Origin of the sequence: Burkholderia sp. MSMB1835, assembly GCF_001526365.1 — a bacterium.
Taxonomy (GTDB): Bacteria; Pseudomonadota; Gammaproteobacteria; order Burkholderiales; family Burkholderiaceae; genus Burkholderia.
In genome coordinates, this window is record NZ_LOYP01000049.1 from 146,401 (window position 1) to 161,282 (window position 14,882).

Here is a 14,882-nt window from a genome sequence, read left to right on the forward strand (position 1 = left end):
CTGCTCGCCCGGTTTGTAAGTAACCCGAACTATCGTCGGACGTCCGCTACTGCCGGCTGCATCTCGGTTCAAGCCATCCGGATTCAAGGTCGCGTTGCGTCCACACCGAATGGATGTCCATTTCACGGGGCTGCCCTCCGCATCGCTGGCTGGCCGGCCGACACCATGCCGGCCACGCCGGCCATGACGGCGCCGGCCGGTGAGGTACGATACGCGCCAGGGCAAAGCGCCCCCCTGAGAGAACCGGCCGTCGCGGCCCCCCTACCCGACACAAGAAAAATGCGAAGAAACCCGATGCTGCACCGAACCCTGTTCGCCGCGCTGGCGGCCGGCCTGCTGTGGATACCGGCCGCCCATGCGAGCGGAGACGACGGCTGCTACGTGCCGAACACGCTCCGGCAAACGTCATACTCATGCGGCAACGTGCCGATGCTGACGCCCGCCAACGACACGCGCATCAACGCGATGCTGATGATGGCCGACAGCGGCAAGGTCGCGCAGGTGTTTCCGGACCCGAAGACCATCCCGGCGAAAGAGCGGGTCGAGCGGATCGTCGTGCCGTTCCCGATGGATTTCTCCGGTTGGATCTATATCGGCCAGAAGGAGCCCGACCAGACCGGCGGCGCAGCGGATGCCGATGCGTCGTCGAACCGGTACGCGGACGGCGAAGGCAGCATCTGCCGCAGCATGAATGCGGGCGCGGACGCATTCAACGACGCACTGGGCGGCGCCGCCGGCCTGCCCGCCGACGAAGCGGCGCGCCTGCGCGCGGCACGCGCCGACATCGCGCAGCAGAACTGTGCCGCGGGCGGCGCGAGCGCCGCGTGGACGAAGCCGCCGGTCAAGTCGCCGCTCGGCCAGCAGTTCGCCGCGTACCTCGACGGCGCGAACGCGTTCTACCGCGCCGACTTCCCCACCGCGACCCGCGCCTTCGCGAACGCATCGCACAGCGCGGACCCGTGGCTGAAGGAAACCGGCCTCTACATGGCCGGGCGCGCGCAGTTGAATGCCGCGCAGGCCAACGCATTCGACCACGACAGCCCGACGCCGACGCGCGCGCGCGTGACGAAGGTGTCGCTCGACGCGGCGAACACGGTATTCCGGACCTACCTGAAGGTGTATCCGAAGGGGCGCTACGCGGTGTCCGCGAGCGGGCTGTTGCGGCGTGTCGCGTGGCTCGACGGCAACGTCACGCAGCAGGCAGACCTGTACGGCCATGCGCTCGCGCACTGGTCGCCGGCGACGTCGAACGTGCCGCTGATGCAACTGGCGAACGAACTCGACAGCAAGCTGCTGTTCGGCTCGGCATTCGACGCGAGCCAGATCCAGTCACCGACCGTGCTCGCCACCGTCGACCTGCTGCGCATGCGTGCGTCGGACAGCAACGATCCGAGCCGCAAGCCGATGACGCTCGACGAGCTGCAGGCGCAGAAGCCGCGCTTCGCGAACGCGCCCGCGCTCTACGACTACCTGCTCGCCACGTGGTACGTGCAGATCGGGCACAAGCCGGATGCCGCGCTCGACCTGCTGCCGCAAACGCCCGCCGTGCCGCTCGACTACTTCGGTCTGAGCCAGCAGGCGCTGCGCGGGTTCGCGCTGGAGGACAGCGGCCGGAACGACCAGGCGCGCCAGCTGTGGCGCGACCTGATCCCGCTCGCGACGTTCCGCTTCCAGCGCGAAATGCTGGAACTCGCGCTCGCGATCAACCTGGAGCAGGCCGGGCTCGTCAACGATGCGTTCGCCGGCGATTCGCCCGTGCAGAACGCCGCGATCCGCGCGGTGCTGCTGCAGCGCGCGGCCAATGCCGACTTGCTGCGCGCACAGGCGCAGAATCAGGCAACCGGCGGCGCGCTGCGCAACATCGCGCTGTACACGCTGCTGTACAAGGAACTCACGCGTTCGCACTACGCGGACTTCCTCGCCGATACCGCGCTGGTGTCCGGCACGCCCGCCGATCCGTTGAAGCCGTTCCTCGCAGCCGGCACGAAAAACGAAGACGGCTACACGTGCCCGTCGGCGCGCGACATCGCCGCGACGCTGCAGCAGAATCCCGCCGATCCGAAGGGGCTGAACTGCCTCGCCGATTTCGTGCGACTTCATCCGCCGGCGCCCGGCCTCGAGATCGATCCGGTGCCGTCGTGGGTCCGCAACGCGTCGAGCACCGCCGCCACGCGCGTGCCGCCGACGCTGGGCGCGGCGCCGTCGCAGTTCGCGGGCAAACCGTACGAGCGGATGTCGAGCTACGTGACGGTGATGGCCGATACGCAGGCGAACCCGAACGACCGCGCGTACGCGTTCTATCGCGCGATCAGGTGCTACGCGCCGGGCGGCTCCAACGAATGCGGCGGCAAGGAGGTCTCGAAGAGCACGCGCAAGCGCTGGTTCGACACGCTGAAGACCGCCTATCCGGACAGCCCGTGGGCGCGGAAGCTTCGCTACTACTGGTGAGCGCCGCATGAAACGCATCGCGTGCATCGCGCTGCTGCTGGCCGCGCGCGGCGCGCTGGCCGGCACCGTCGACGCTGCACGCTACGACGCGTTCTGGCTGTGGGCGGGCGTGAAGCCGCAGGCGGTCGTGCGCGGCGCGCGCGCCGTCTACGTGCTGCAAGGTCAGATCGAGGCGTCGCCGCAGGACGAGTCGCAGGTGCGCGTGATCGCGCAGGGCGTCGCGCTGCCGCCCGCGCCCGACGCGCGCGTGTGGCTCGTCTATCGCGCGCATACGCTGCGCTGGACGCCGCGCGTCACGCAGATCATGCTCGCGCAGCTCGCACGCTGGCGCGCGTCGGGCCGCACGATCGCCGGCATCCAGATCGACTTCGATGCCGGTACGCGCCACCTGCAGGATTACCTCGCGTTCCTGCGCACGCTGCGCGAGACCTTGCCCGCCGATTGCCGGCTGAGCATCACGGGGCTGCTCGACTGGAGCAGCCGCATCGATACCGACCAGGTCAACCGGCTCAAGGGGATCGTCGACGAGGTGGTCGTGCAGACCTACCAGGGCCGCAGCACGATCCCCGATTACGCAGCCTATCTGCCGCGCGTCGCGCGGCTGCAACTGCCGTTTCGCATCGGCGTGATCCAGGGCGGCGAGTGGGACGCGCCGCCGTATCTCGCATCGAGTCCGTGGTTCCGCGGCTACGTCGTGTTCCTGCGCAATGGCTAGCGGGCGCCCGCGCGACGCAAGCGAAGCGTGACGCCGATCGACGATGCGCTACGCGGCGTGCGCGAGCGTGCTGCCGAGCCCGACGAGCGCGATCGCGAGCATCGCGAGCGCCGACGATGTCACGATCCATCGCTGCTTCCGATGAAGCGCCGGATGGTTGATCGCGGCCATGTAGCCGGTCAGGATCGTGAAATCGACGGCGATCCACAGCGCGGCGAGGATCGCGAGGCTCACGCGCGAATCGGGCGTGATGCCGACGAACTGCGGAAAGAACGCAACGAAGAACAGCAGATCCTTCGGATTCGCGATGCCGACGACGAAGCAGCGCAGGTACGCGAACTGCATGCGTTCCTGGCCAGCCGATTACCGCGCCTCGCGCATCCGGGCGTGCGCTTCGTCGATTTGGGGTGACGCACCCGGCGGACGATCCGCCCTTTTCCACGCGCGGCCGGATCGCCTCCCCACGATCGCGGCGCCGCCCGCCGCAGCGGGCCGGCGCCGACACCGTCATGCCCGCACGAACGCGAGCAGGTCGGCGTTGAGCACGTCCGCGTTGACGGTCAGCATCCCGTGCGAATAGCCCGGATAGGTCTTCAGCGTGCCGTTCTTCAGCAGCTTGATCGACTTCAGCGCGGAATCCGCGATCGGCACGATCTGGTCGTCTTCGCCATGCAGCACGAGCGTCGGGACGGAGATCGACTTCAGGTCGTCGGTCTGGTCCGTTTCCGAAAACGCCTTGATGCCGTCGTAATGCGCCTTCGCGCTGCCTGCCATCCCCTGCCGCCACCAGTTGCGGATCACGCCCTGGTGCACGGTCGCGCCCTCGCGGTTGAACCCGTAGAACGGCCCGCTCGGCACGTCGAGGAAGAACTGCGCGCGATTGTCGGCGAGCGCTTTCCGGAAGCCGTCGAACACCTCGAGCGGCAAGCCCTCGGGGTTCGAGTCGGTCTTGAGCATCAGCGGCGGCACCGCGCTGACCAGCACCGCCTTCGCGACGCGGCCGGCCGGCTCGCCGTGCTTCGCGACGTAGCGCGCCACTTCGCCGCCGCCCGTCGAGTGCCCGATATGCACCGCATTGCGCAGGTCGAGCGCTTCGACCACCGCGAACGCATCCGCCGCGTAATGATCCATGTCGTGGCCGTCCCAGACCTGCGCCGAGCGGCCATGGCCGCGCCGGTCGTGCGCGATCACGCGATAGCCGTTCTGGACGAAGAACAGCAGTTGCGCATCCCAGTCGTCGCTGGACAGCGGCCAGCCGTGGTGGAACATGACGGGCTGCGCATCTTTCGGACCCCAATCCTTGTAGAAAATATCGACGTTGTCCTTCGTGGTGACGTATGGCATCGCGATGCTCCGGTGAGGTGGATGAACGTGGCGAGCGGGCCGGTTGACATTATCGGCCATTATTGTGAAACCTCGATGCCATCGCGCGCAGCGAGGGCCGATCATCCACCGGCAGGAAACGAACGATGCCGCGCGCGTCAGCCGTCCGTCGACACCGTCACGGCTTCCCACGCGCGGATTTCGTCGTCCAGCGCCGACAGTTTGTCCCGCACGAGCCGCAGCGCGTCGCTGCCGAGCAGCAGATGCGCGGGCGGGCGGTCCGCCGCCATCACGGCGAGCATCGCCCGCGCGGCCTTCGCGGGGTCGCCCAGTTGCTTGCCGCTTTTCTCCTCGCGCGCGCGGCGGATCGGATCGAACAGCGCATCGTAGTCGGCAATCGAGCGCGGCGTGCGCACCATCGAGCGGCCGGCCCAGTCCGTGCGGAACGAACCCGGCGCCACGGCCGTCACCGCGATGCCGAACGGCTCGAGCTCCTTGCCGAGGGTTTCGGAAATGCCTTCCAGCGCGAACTTGCTGCCGCAGTAGTACGCGATGCCCGGCATCGTGATGTGACCGCCCATCGACGTGATGTTCAGGATGCGGCCGCGCCGGCGCGCGCGCATGAACGGCACGACGGCCTTCATCATCGCGACCGCGCCGAACACGTTCACGTCGAACTGCCGGCGCATCTCCTCGAGCGGCGCCTCCTCCATGATCCCTTCGTGCCCGTAACCCGCGTTGTTCACCAGCGCGTCGATGGGCCCGACGTTCGCCTCGATGTCCGCGACGACGCCGTCGATGCGGTCGAAGTCGGTCACGTCGAGCACGCGTGCGACGGCCGCCTGCGCGGACAGCGCCTCGAAATCGCGCGCCGCCTGCGCGCTGCGCACCGTACCGACCACCGTGTGGCCGGCGGCCAGCGCCTCCCGGGCGAGCGCGCGACCGAAACCGCTGCTGACGCCGGTAATGAGCATGATGTTGCCGGATGCCATGTGAGCTTCTCCCGAATGTCGATCGAAGCGTGCATACTAGTCTGACGAACTGCGTCGAATAAGCCCGATTCCGCTGATTTTCTTGCACAAAACTATGAGCCCCTCGCCCGTCTCCGCCCGATCTCCCGCGCTGTCCCCGCGCGACCGGAAGCGCCTGGTGACGCTGCTGCGCGCGCTCGCGCCCGACGAAGGCTACAACCTGACGGCGCTGCCGAGCGTGCGCATCCTGCGCTCGAACCGCGCGCTGTCGCGCACGCCGGTGCTGTACGACCCTGGCATCGTGATCGTGTGCCAGGGATCGAAGCGCGGCTACTTCGGCGGCGAGCGCTATCTGTACGACGAGCACCATTACCTGGCCGTTTCCGTGCCCGTCCCGTTCAGCATGGAAACCGACGCCACGCCCGCGCGCCCGCTGCTCGCGCTGTACCTGCACCTCGATTTCACGCTGGCCGCCGAACTCGCCGCGCAGATCGATCGCGCGAGCCTCGCACGACCCGTGCAAGCGCCGAAGAGCATGATGTCGACGCCGATGGACGCCGCGATGCACGCATCGGTGCTGCGTTTCGTCGAGGCGATGCAGCGGCCGCTCGACGCCGCGGTGCTCGGCCCGGCGCTGCTTCGCGAGCTGTATTTCCGCGTGCTGACCGGCGCGCAGGGCGACGCGATGCGCAGCGCCCTGGCGATGCGCGGGCAGTTCGGCCGGATCGGGCGCGCATTGCGCGTGATCCACACCGACTACGCGCGGCCGCTCGACGTGTCGCAACTGGCCGACGCGGCCGGCATGAGCGTGCCGAGCTTTCACAGCCATTTCAAGGCGATCACGCAGGCGTCGCCGATGCAGTACCTGAAGTCGACGCGCCTGCATCAGGCGCGGCTATTGATGGTGCGCCAGGACCTGACGGCGGAGGCGGCCGGCTACGCGGTCGGCTACACGAGCCCGTCGCAGTTCAGCCGCGAATTCAAGCGCCTGTTCGGCTTGACGCCGGCGAAGGAGACGCAGCGCATGCGCGCGAGCTTCGCGATTCCCGAAGCGTTCGACGATGCGGTGTTCGTGTCGTCGCATTGACGCGCCGGAACACGGCCGCGACCCACACGCCCCACACGCTCATCGCGCGCCCACCCGCCACACCGTCACTTCGTGCAGCGTCTCGCCCGGCTTGAGCGTCGTCGACGGGAAGGCCGGACGATTCGGCGAATCGGGAAAATGCTCGGCTTCCAGCGCGAACGCATCGGTTTGCCGGTAGACCGTGCCGCCCTTGCCCGCGACGCTGCCGTTCAACCCGTTGGCCGTGTAGAACTGCAGCCCCGGCTGCGTCGTGTACAACTCGAGAAAACGCCCCGACGCCGGGTCGTAAGCGCGCGCGGCAAACGCCGGCGCCGACTGGCCGCCCTGGTCCAGCACCCAGTTCTGGTCGTAGCCATGCGCGAGCACGAGCTGCGGATACGCATCGCGCAGATGCGCGCCGATCGGCGTCAACTGGCGCAGATCCATCGGCGTGCCCGCGACGCTCGCCAGTTGCCCGGTCGGAATCGACGTGGCGTCGGTCGGCGTGAAGCGCGATGCGGCGATCTCGATCAATTGCCGCTCGACGCTGCCGCCTGCCTGCCCCGCCAGATTGAAGTAGCTGTGGTTGGTCAGGTTGACGACCGTGTCCCGGTCGGTCGTTGCGCGGTAGTCGATGCGGACCTGGTCGTCGCGGGTCAGCGTGTAGGTCACGTCCGTCGTCAACGTGCCGGGGAAGCCGTTCTCGCCGTCGGGGCTCACGTAGCGCAGCGTGACGCTCGCGCCCGTCGCGTCGCCGTGCGTGCCGGTGACCGTCCATACCTTCGCGTCGAAACCGTCGGGGCCGCCGTGCAGCGTGTTCGGCCCGTCGTTGACCGGCAGCTTCCAGGTTTGGCCGTCGAGCGTGAAACGCCCGCCCGCGATGCGATTCGCGTACCGGCCGATCAGCGCGCCGAAATGGATGTTGCCGTTGTGCGCTTCGTAGTCGCGCAGCGAATCGAAGCCGAGCACGATGTCGGCCACGCGGCCGGTACGGTCCGGCACGTCGAGGGCGGTCACGATGCCGCCATACGTGATGACTTTCAGCGTCACGCCGTGCCGGTTCGCGAGCGTGTACTGGCTCACCGCCTGCCCGTTCGCGGTCGTCCCGTAATCGGCGCGGCTGATCGACACGTCGGATGCCGCCGACGCGATGGCGGCATGAAAGCCGAACGTTGCGAACACACCTATCGCGAGCATCGGTCGTCGCGGCCAGCGTCGTTTCATGAAAACCTCCGAAGTGATGCGGCCCGTGCTCGCGCGCAAGTTGCATGCCTGCACGTCGCCGCGTTTGCCATGCCGCGCGCCCGCCTCCGGAGCATCGCGGCGCTCACGTCTGGCCCGCGCGCCACCGGCGAGGCGTGACACCGGTCAACCGCGTGAAGGTTCGCGAGAAATGGCTCTGATCGGCGAAGCCGCGCGCATCGTGCGCCCGCACACGGCGGCGGGCGTCGCGAAAGCGGCGGACGACGCGGTCGGTCTCGCCGAAGCATTGCGCGACGTCGCACGCGGCGCCGCGTTCGATGCCGCGCTGGCAGGCTGGGACGCCCGTCAGCGTGCGGCCGGTGCGCTGCTGTCCGCGCGCGGGATCGCGCTCGGCGCGCGGTTGATGGGCACCGCGTGAAGGTGCGCCGGCCGTCTGTCGGCCGCCGCGCGGTACGGATCGCCCTCGGGATTCAGCGCACGCAGCACGCTCGCGCGGCCGCCGTCGTCTGCGGGTAGTTGCGGCTGCCCGCGCGCGAAAGCCGGGGTCGCGGCTGCCGCCAGCCACGCGGCGATCGCCAGCCCCTTCGCCCGGCGCTTCATTGCGCGCTCGCGGTCGGGACGGACGCCGACGTCGCGGCCGTTGCCGTGTGCCGGTCTCCATGTGCGATCGCATACAGTTCGCGATTGCGCGCAATCGTCTCCGTGCTCGGCGGATAGTCCGATTTCGGCGTCGGCAGCGTACCGTCGCGCTCCGCCCGAATCAGGTCGGCGCGCACGTCGGCGCGCGTGAGCGCATGGTCGGCGGTTTGCGCGAATGCGACGATCGGTGCGCTCAGCGCACAGGACAGCAGGACTGCACGAATCAGCTTGCTCATGACGTTCACCTCCGAAAATGGCGTGTTCGCGTCCGCAGATCAGGCCGGACATCCGCTCCGCATCGATGCGACGAGGAGTGATATCCATTCTGCGATTCGCGCGCTTTCCGGAAGGTGAGGCTTCGATTACGGTCTTGTCATCCGGTCGCGGCCCGGCCGCACGGCAGCGTCAATCGACGCGTAACGGCGCCGTGTGCCGGACGGTGCCCAGAAACCGCGTCAACTCCACGGTCTGCGGCCGCTCGAAGATCTCGTCGGGCGTGCCGCTCTCCCATACGCGCCCCTGATGCATGAACACGATCCTGTCGCTCACCGCACGCGCGAAGTTCATCTCGTGCGTGACCATGATCAGCGTCATGTCCTCGCGCGCGAGCTGCTCGATGACCCCCAGCACCTCGCCGACCAGCTCGGGATCGAGCGCGGACGTGATCTCGTCGCACAGCAGCACGCTCGGCTTCATCGCGAGCGCACGCGCGATCGCGACGCGTTGCTGCTGGCCGCCCGACAGGTGTTCCGGAAACGCGTCGAACTTGTCGCCGATGCCGACGCGCTCGAGCATCAGCTCCGCGATCGCGCGCGCCTGCTGGCGGTGCGACTTCTTCACCACCGACTGCGCGAGCATCACGTTCTGTCCGGCGCTCAGGTGGGGAAACAGGTTGTACTGCTGGAACACCATGCCGACCTTCAGCCGCAGCGCACGCAGGTCCGCGTGCCGTGCATCGACGCGTTCTCCGTCGACCGAAATCGTGCCCGCGTCGATACTCTCGAGCCCGTTGAGCGTGCGCAGCAGCGTGCTCTTGCCCGAGCCGCTGCGGCCGATGATCGATACGACCTGCCCGCGCTCGACGGACAGATCGATGCCCTTGAGCACATGATGGGTGCCGAAATGCTTCTCGACACCCCGGGTTTCAACGAGCGGCATGCCATCTCCTTTGCAACGTGCGCGCATAACGGGTCAGCGGATAGCAGAGCGCGAAATAGATCAGCGCGACGAGGCCATACACGACGAACGGCCGGAACGTCGCGTTCGAGATCGCGATGCCGACCTTCGTCAGCTCGGTGAAGCCGATGATCGACACCAACGCCGTATCCTTCACGGCCTGCACGCCGAAGCCGACCGTCGGCGCGATCGCGATGCGCGCGGCCTGCGGCAGGATCACGTGACGCAACTGCTCGACGTAACTCATCGCCAGGCTCGCCGACGCCTCCCACTGCCCTTTCGGCACCGCCTCGACACAGCCGCGCCAGATTTCGGCCAGATACGCGCTGGTGAAGAACGTGAGCCCGGCCGTGGCCGCGACCCACGGCGAAACGTCGAGCCCGACGAGCGGCAGGCCGAAGAACACGATGAACAGTTGCATCAGCAACGGCGTGCCCTGAAACACTTCGATATAGAGCTTCGCGACGCCGCGCAGCACCGTCGAGCCCGACACGCGCATCACGAGCAGCCCGAGCCCGACGAGGCCGCCGGACACGAACGACACGATCGACAGCACGATCGTCCAGCGCGCGGCCAGCAGCAGGTTCGCGAGAATTTGCCCAAGCGTGAAATCGATCATCGCGCACCTCGCACGCGGCGGGAGAACACGCGGCGGCCCATCGCGCCGAGCGTGGCGCGCAGCAGCAGCGCCATCGCCAGATACGCGAGCGTGATCGCGAAGTACGTCTCGAATGCGCGGAAGTTGCGCGACTGGATGTAGCCGGCCGCATAGGTCAGGTCGGCCACCGAGATCTGCGACACGACCGCCGAACCGAGCATCGTGATCACGATCTGGCTCGACAGCGCGGGAAACACCTTGGCGAGCGCTTGCGGCAGCACGACGTGGCGCAACATTTGCGCGCGCGACATCGCCAGCGCGGACGCTGCCTCCAGATGCCCTTTCGGCACGGCGGCCACGCCCGCGCGCACGATCTCGACCGAGTACGCGCCGAGATTGAGCGTCATCGCAAGGATCGCGGCCGTGTATTCGTCGATGTGCACGCCGAGCGCCGGCAAGCCGAAGAAGATGAAGAACAGCTGGACGACGAACGGCGTATTGCGAATCGCCTCGACGTACGCGCCGATCAGCGGGCGCAATCGCACGGCCGCGCGCGCGTCGGCACTGTATGCGGCTGCACCGAGCACGCCGAGCGCCACGCCGAGCACGGTCGCGACCGCGGTCAGCGCGAGCGTGATCGCCGCGCCGCTCGCGAACACGCCGGCGTACTCGGCGAGTTCGCCGAATTGAAGCTGGTAGCTCATGGGAAATGGGTCGATTCGAGTTCGGACAACGACACGCACCGCGCCGGCCATGCCGGCCGCGGCGACGTGTCAGGCGACACGGCGTTTCGTCACAGTCCGACCGGCAACGGCTGGCCGAGCCACTTCCGCGACATCTCGCCCAGCGTGCCGTCCTGCTTCGCATGGGCGATCGCATCGTCGATCTTCGCGAGCAGGCGCGGCTCGTTCTTGTTGACGCCGACGAAGCACGGCGAATTCTTGATCACGAACTTGACCTCGGGGCGGCGCGGCGGATTCTTCGCGAGAATCGCCGCCGCGACGATGTTGCCGGCCGCGATCAGTTGGACTTGCCCCGACAGGAACGCCTGGATCGTCGCGTTGTTGTCCTCGAAGCGCTTGATCGTCGCGTTCGGCGCGAGCTGCGACAGCGCAATCTCCTCGAGCGCGCCACGCGTCGCGCCGACCGTCTTGCCGGACAGGTCGGCGGGTGCGCTCACCTTCACGTCGGAAGGCCCGAACACGCCCTGGAAATACGGTGCGTAAGCGCTCGAGAAATCGATGACCTTCTCGCGCTCCGGGGTCTTGCCGAGCGACGAGATCACCATGTCGACCTTGTTGGTCGTCAGGTACGGAATCCGGTTCGCGCTGTTCACGGGCACCAGCTTCAGCTTGACGCCGAGCGCCTTGGCGAGGAGTCCTGCCATGTCGATGTCGTAGCCCTGCGGCTGCATGTCCGTGCCGACCGAGCCGAACGGCGGATAGTCCTCGGGCACCGCGACGCGCAGCGTGCCGTTTTTCGCGATGGTGTCGAGCGCATCGGCATGGGCCGGCGCGGAGGCGAACAGCACCATCACGGGGGCGGCGAGCAACGCAGCCAGCCAGGTGCGTCGGGGGAACGGTCGGGTCGTCGGGCTCACGGTGAATCTTCCTTGTCTGGTATGTCGTCGGGCAGCGCGCAACCGTTGCGCGGCCGACATCACTCCAGCAAAAACCAGGCCATTGCCGCAAAACGCCGGCCGCACCGGCACGAGACGGAAATGCCGGCGAACCTTTGGTGTACCGCATTCCTCATTTCGGTGCATGAGCCGACACCTTCGGCAACGGCTGCCCTCGCAGTGCGCGCCGGCGCACCAAATTACCCAATTGGTTCATCCGCCGCCGCGGCCCCCATGCACGGATTCGAACAGGCTTAGTCCAAATTTGCATGCCGTTTGTGACGGGAATTACGGCTGAATACGTTCGCGGCGTACCGTGCCTTTCGCCGCGCCCGGCGAATCGCGAACAGGACGGGTGCGCTTGCTTGCGCGCGCCGGTCCGCCGGTACCGGTGGTCCCGATCGATCCGCGGTCGGGATGAATTCAATCCCATCCGTGCGCGAGGATACCGTCATGGCATCGATTCCCGAACCGTCGACAACCGGCGAAACCGACAAACGCAGCTGGCTCGAATCGCACGAAGCCGGCTATCACAAGACCCTCGGCAATCGACAGGTGCAGATGATCGCGATTGGCGGGGCCATCGGCACCGGGCTCTTTCTCGGCGCCGGCGGCCGGCTGCAGGCCGCCGGCCCGTCGCTCGCGATCGTCTATCTCGTGTGCGGCGCGTTTTCGTTCCTGATCCTGCGCGCGCTTGGCGAGCTCGTGATGCATCGCCCCAGCAGCGGCAGCTTCGTGTCGTACGCGCGCGAATTCCTCGGCGAGAAGGCATCGTTCGTCGCGGGCTGGATGTACTTCCTGAACTGGGCGATGACCGGCATCGTCGACATCACCGCCGTCGCGCTCTACATGCATTACTGGGCGCCGTTCGCGGCCGTGCCGCAGTGGATCTTCGCGCTCGTTGCGCTGTGCATCGTCGCGACGATGAATCTGATCGGCGTGAAGTGGTTCGCCGAGATGGAGTTCTGGTTCGCGCTGATCAAGGTCGCCGCGATCGTGCTGTTTCTCGTGATCGGCGCGGCGATCCTCGGCACGGGCATGCCGGTGGCCGGCCATGGCACCGGCATGCATCTGATCACCGACAACGGCGGGTTCTTTCCGCACGGACTGATGCCGGCGCTGGTGCTGGTGCAAGGCGTGGTGTTCGCATTCGCAGGCGTCGAACTGGTGGGCACGGCCGCCGGCGAATGCAAGGACGCGCGCAAGGTGCTGCCGCGCGCGATCAACAACGTGATCTGGCGCATCGCGATCGTCTACGTCGCATCGGTCGTGCTGCTGGTCTGCCTGCTGCCATGGAGCGCGTACAAGGCGGGCCAGAGCCCGTTCGTCACGTTCTTCGGCGCGCTCGGCGTGCCGGGCATCGGCTCGGTGATGAACCTGGTCGTGCTGACGGCCGCGCTGTCGAGCCTGAACTCCGGCCTGTATTCGACGGGGCGCGTGCTGCGCGCGCTGTCGATGGGCGGCTCGGCCCCCGCGTTCCTCGCGCGAATGAGCGCGCAGTCCGTTCCGTACGCGGGCATTCTGGTGACGGTCGCGATCTATGTGGTCGGCGTGCTGCTCAACTATCTCGTGCCGTCGAGCGTGTTCGAGATCGTGCTGAACATCGCGTCGCTCGGCATCATCAGCACATGGGGCTTCATCGTCGTGTGCCAGATGAGGTTCCGCGCCGCGGTCCGGCGCGGCGAGGCGGACGACGTCTCGTTCAGGATGCCGGGCGCGCCCGTGACATCGTGGCTCACGCTGCTGTTCCTGCTCGGCGTGCTGGTGCTGATGGCGTTCGACTACCCGAACGGGACATGGACGATTGCATCGATCCCGCTGGTCGCGCTGCTGCTCGTGGCCGGCTGGAAATGGCTGAGCCATCGCGCGCGCCGTGCGTTGCTCAAGCCGACGATTCCGTCGGTCACGCTCACGCAGAACGTGCTCGAGAAGGGCGAGCACTGAATCGCGGCGGCATGCATGCCGTCGATCAGGCCGCCGCCGGCACCGCGGGCGGCGGTCGATCGCCGCGTTCAGTGATGCTCGTACAACTGCTGCGTGTCGAGCGACGCGAACGATGAGGTCGCGGGCTTTGCAGCGTCGGTCGGCCGTGCAGCGGCCGATTGCGCTTGCTGCGCGGCGACCTTCGCCTCGGCCGCCTGGATGTCTTCCGGATAGTAAGGATCGCTGCCGATCGGCCGGTAACCGGCCTTTTCGACGCGGACGAGATCGGCGCGCACGTCGGCACGCGTGAGCGCATGGTCGGTGGTTTGCGCAAATGCGACGATCGGTGCGCTCAGCGCACAGGACAGCAGGACTGCACGAATCAGGTTGTTCATGATGTTCACCTCTCAAGATGGCATGTTTGCGTCCGCAGATCGGGCCGGACATCCGCTCCGCATCGATGCGATGAGGAGTTGGGTCCATTCTGCGATTCGCGCGCTTTCCTGAAGGTGAGGCTTCGATTACGGATTTGTTATCTGGTCGCCCGCGCCTGTCACAGGTGCGTCGAGCGGTCGTACTTCCGGGATCATCGCGGCCTGGCCGTGCACGGTTCCGTCTGCGTCCATGAGCTGCCACACGGTCGCGCGCTCGATCCAGAACCGCTTGCCGGACTTCGTCACCCGCACGCCGCGGTATTCCGACACGAAGCCGTCGCGCATCACCTTGTCAAGAAACACCTGACGCTCGTGTCGCTCCATCGGCTCCGCCGACAGACGGGACGGCAATGCCGTCAGTTCATCCCAGTCATATTCGAAAATCGCCTGCGCGCGCCGGTTGCTGTACATGAAGACCGGATCGGCCGACGTGTCGTGCGCAAGCACGCCGAACGGCGCCGTACCGTACAGCCACGCGGCGCCGTCGGATGAGCTCATACCGTCGGGCACGAGCGGACGGTTCACGAGCCGGCGATACGAATCGGCAAGAAGGAGGAAGAAGTTTGCATCGGTGCGCAACGACATCGGTCTGGCTCCTGGAATGGGCGAGATACGCGAATGAGCGAAGGTTTTGCCGCCGGACATTATATGGATGAAGCGGCGCACCGCCGTCGGCGGCGACGATTCGGCCAGCCCGCATCGCGCTGGGCGCCCCGCCGCACGGCCGCCGCTGCCGTCGCCGGCACAGATAACGACTTCGTAATCCTC

Annotated in this window: 16 protein-coding genes and 1 pseudogene; 5 read left to right on the plus strand and 12 right to left on the minus strand. The window is 67.3% G+C overall.

The window, feature by feature from the left end:
• Positions 1 to 279: 279 nt before the first annotated feature.
• Together WS96_RS22590 and WS96_RS22595 are read left to right on the plus strand one after the other, a co-directional pair.
• Positions 280 to 2,448, plus strand: coding sequence for a hypothetical protein (locus WS96_RS22590; protein WP_059835525.1), 2,169 nt, complete (start codon positions 280 to 282; stop codon positions 2,446 to 2,448).
• Positions 2,449 to 2,455: 7 nt separating this feature from the next.
• The gene (locus WS96_RS22595; RefSeq protein ID WP_059835527.1) at positions 2,456 to 3,163 is read left to right on the plus strand and encodes a DUF3142 domain-containing protein; all 708 of its coding nucleotides are present in this window, start codon (positions 2,456 to 2,458) and stop codon (positions 3,161 to 3,163) included.
• A 48-nt stretch (positions 3,164 to 3,211) separates the two neighbouring features.
• Here the strand turns inward: WS96_RS22595 and WS96_RS22600 are convergent, their stop codons facing one another.
• From WS96_RS22600 to WS96_RS22610, 3 genes are all read right to left on the minus strand, one after another.
• Positions 3,212 to 3,508 (minus strand): LysE family transporter, encoded by a 297-nt coding sequence (locus tag WS96_RS22600; protein ID WP_257128041.1) that lies wholly within the window; start codon positions 3,506 to 3,508, stop codon positions 3,212 to 3,214.
• Between the two features lie 162 nt (positions 3,509 to 3,670).
• Complete coding sequence (locus WS96_RS22605; protein WP_059782390.1) at positions 3,671 to 4,507, minus strand: alpha/beta fold hydrolase; 837 nt, start codon at positions 4,505 to 4,507, stop codon at positions 3,671 to 3,673.
• Between the two features lie 137 nt (positions 4,508 to 4,644).
• Positions 4,645 to 5,478, minus strand: coding sequence for an oxidoreductase (locus WS96_RS22610; protein ID WP_059835529.1), 834 nt, complete (start codon positions 5,476 to 5,478; stop codon positions 4,645 to 4,647).
• A 94-nt stretch (positions 5,479 to 5,572) separates the two neighbouring features.
• Between WS96_RS22610 and WS96_RS22615 the strand changes: the two genes are divergently transcribed.
• Positions 5,573 to 6,544: an AraC family transcriptional regulator gene (locus WS96_RS22615; protein ID WP_059835533.1), complete on the plus strand. Its 972-nt coding sequence runs from the start codon at positions 5,573 to 5,575 to the stop codon at positions 6,542 to 6,544.
• Between the two features lie 39 nt (positions 6,545 to 6,583).
• Here the strand turns inward: WS96_RS22615 and WS96_RS22620 are convergent, their stop codons facing one another.
• On the minus strand, positions 6,584 to 7,747 hold the full coding sequence (locus WS96_RS22620; RefSeq protein WP_059835535.1) for an aldose epimerase family protein: 1,164 nt from the start codon (positions 7,745 to 7,747) through the stop codon (positions 6,584 to 6,586).
• 103 nt (positions 7,748 to 7,850) lie between these two features.
• A complete protein-coding gene (locus WS96_RS34910; RefSeq protein ID WP_373557915.1) occupies positions 7,851 to 7,958 on the minus strand; it encodes an AraC family transcriptional regulator in 108 nt (35 codons plus the stop codon).
• Here WS96_RS34910 and WS96_RS22625 point away from each other — a divergent pair.
• Positions 7,923 to 8,144 (plus strand): annotated as a pseudogene (locus WS96_RS22625) (hypothetical protein); the annotation flags it as partial. The gene WS96_RS34910 and the pseudogene WS96_RS22625 overlap by 36 nt on opposite strands.
• A gap of 178 nt (positions 8,145 to 8,322) precedes the next feature.
• On the opposite strand, the gene WS96_RS22630 reads toward WS96_RS22625, so the two are convergent.
• The 5 genes from WS96_RS22630 to WS96_RS22650 all read right to left on the minus strand — a co-directional run bounded on the left by WS96_RS22630 (position 8,323) and on the right by WS96_RS22650 (position 11,739).
• Positions 8,323 to 8,601: a DUF4148 domain-containing protein gene (locus WS96_RS22630; protein ID WP_059835539.1), complete on the minus strand. Its 279-nt coding sequence runs from the start codon at positions 8,599 to 8,601 to the stop codon at positions 8,323 to 8,325.
• A 169-nt stretch (positions 8,602 to 8,770) separates the two neighbouring features.
• Positions 8,771 to 9,523: an amino acid ABC transporter ATP-binding protein gene (locus WS96_RS22635; RefSeq protein WP_059835541.1), complete on the minus strand. Its 753-nt coding sequence runs from the start codon at positions 9,521 to 9,523 to the stop codon at positions 8,771 to 8,773.
• On the minus strand, positions 9,510 to 10,160 hold the full coding sequence (locus WS96_RS22640) for an amino acid ABC transporter permease (RefSeq protein ID WP_059835543.1): 651 nt from the start codon (positions 10,158 to 10,160) through the stop codon (positions 9,510 to 9,512). Before WS96_RS22640 ends, WS96_RS22635 begins: the two co-directional genes overlap by 14 nt.
• Complete coding sequence (locus WS96_RS22645; protein ID WP_059835544.1) at positions 10,157 to 10,843, minus strand: amino acid ABC transporter permease; 687 nt, start codon at positions 10,841 to 10,843, stop codon at positions 10,157 to 10,159. Before WS96_RS22645 ends, WS96_RS22640 begins: the two co-directional genes overlap by 4 nt.
• 89 nt (positions 10,844 to 10,932) lie before the next feature.
• On the minus strand, positions 10,933 to 11,739 hold the full coding sequence (locus WS96_RS22650) for a transporter substrate-binding domain-containing protein (RefSeq protein WP_059835546.1): 807 nt from the start codon (positions 11,737 to 11,739) through the stop codon (positions 10,933 to 10,935).
• 471 nt (positions 11,740 to 12,210) lie between these two features.
• Between WS96_RS22650 and ansP the strand changes: the two genes are divergently transcribed.
• Positions 12,211 to 13,701 (plus strand): L-asparagine permease, encoded by a 1,491-nt coding sequence (ansP, locus tag WS96_RS22655; protein ID WP_059835548.1) that lies wholly within the window; start codon positions 12,211 to 12,213, stop codon positions 13,699 to 13,701.
• 68 nt (positions 13,702 to 13,769) lie between these two features.
• Here ansP and WS96_RS22660 read toward each other — a convergent pair whose 3' ends face one another.
• Positions 13,770 to 14,075, minus strand: a complete 306-nt coding sequence (locus WS96_RS22660; protein ID WP_034209508.1) for a DUF4148 domain-containing protein — start codon at positions 14,073 to 14,075, stop codon at positions 13,770 to 13,772.
• 126 nt (positions 14,076 to 14,201) lie between these two features.
• Complete coding sequence (locus tag WS96_RS22665; RefSeq protein WP_059835550.1) at positions 14,202 to 14,699, minus strand: MEKHLA domain-containing protein; 498 nt, start codon at positions 14,697 to 14,699, stop codon at positions 14,202 to 14,204.
• Positions 14,700 to 14,882 lie beyond the last annotated feature (183 nt).

Excerpts from the sequence above, each read along its gene's own strand:
- WS96_RS22590 (WP_059835525.1), top strand. The coding sequence starts at position 280 with ATGCGAAGAAACCCGATGCTGCACCGAACCCTGTTCGCCGCGCTGGCG.
- WS96_RS22665 (WP_059835550.1), bottom strand. The coding sequence starts at position 14,699 with ATGTCGTTGCGCACCGATGCAAACTTCTTCCTCCTTCTTGCCGATTCG.
- WS96_RS22615 (WP_059835533.1), top strand. The coding sequence starts at position 5,573 with ATGAGCCCCTCGCCCGTCTCCGCCCGATCTCCCGCGCTGTCCCCGCGC.
- ansP (WP_059835548.1), top strand. The coding sequence starts at position 12,211 with ATGGCATCGATTCCCGAACCGTCGACAACCGGCGAAACCGACAAACGC.
- WS96_RS22660 (WP_034209508.1), bottom strand. The coding sequence starts at position 14,075 with ATGAACAACCTGATTCGTGCAGTCCTGCTGTCCTGTGCGCTGAGCGCA.
- WS96_RS22595 (WP_059835527.1), top strand. The coding sequence starts at position 2,456 with ATGAAACGCATCGCGTGCATCGCGCTGCTGCTGGCCGCGCGCGGCGCG.
- WS96_RS22645 (WP_059835544.1), bottom strand. The coding sequence starts at position 10,843 with ATGAGCTACCAGCTTCAATTCGGCGAACTCGCCGAGTACGCCGGCGTG.
- WS96_RS22620 (WP_059835535.1), bottom strand. The coding sequence starts at position 7,747 with ATGAAACGACGCTGGCCGCGACGACCGATGCTCGCGATAGGTGTGTTC.
- WS96_RS22605 (WP_059782390.1), bottom strand. The coding sequence starts at position 4,507 with ATGCCATACGTCACCACGAAGGACAACGTCGATATTTTCTACAAGGAT.
- WS96_RS22640 (WP_059835543.1), bottom strand. The coding sequence starts at position 10,160 with ATGATCGATTTCACGCTTGGGCAAATTCTCGCGAACCTGCTGCTGGCC.
- WS96_RS22610 (WP_059835529.1), bottom strand. The coding sequence starts at position 5,478 with ATGGCATCCGGCAACATCATGCTCATTACCGGCGTCAGCAGCGGTTTC.
- WS96_RS22635 (WP_059835541.1), bottom strand. The coding sequence starts at position 9,523 with ATGCCGCTCGTTGAAACCCGGGGTGTCGAGAAGCATTTCGGCACCCAT.
- WS96_RS22630 (WP_059835539.1), bottom strand. The coding sequence starts at position 8,601 with ATGAGCAAGCTGATTCGTGCAGTCCTGCTGTCCTGTGCGCTGAGCGCA.
- WS96_RS22600 (WP_257128041.1), bottom strand. The coding sequence starts at position 3,508 with ATGCAGTTCGCGTACCTGCGCTGCTTCGTCGTCGGCATCGCGAATCCG.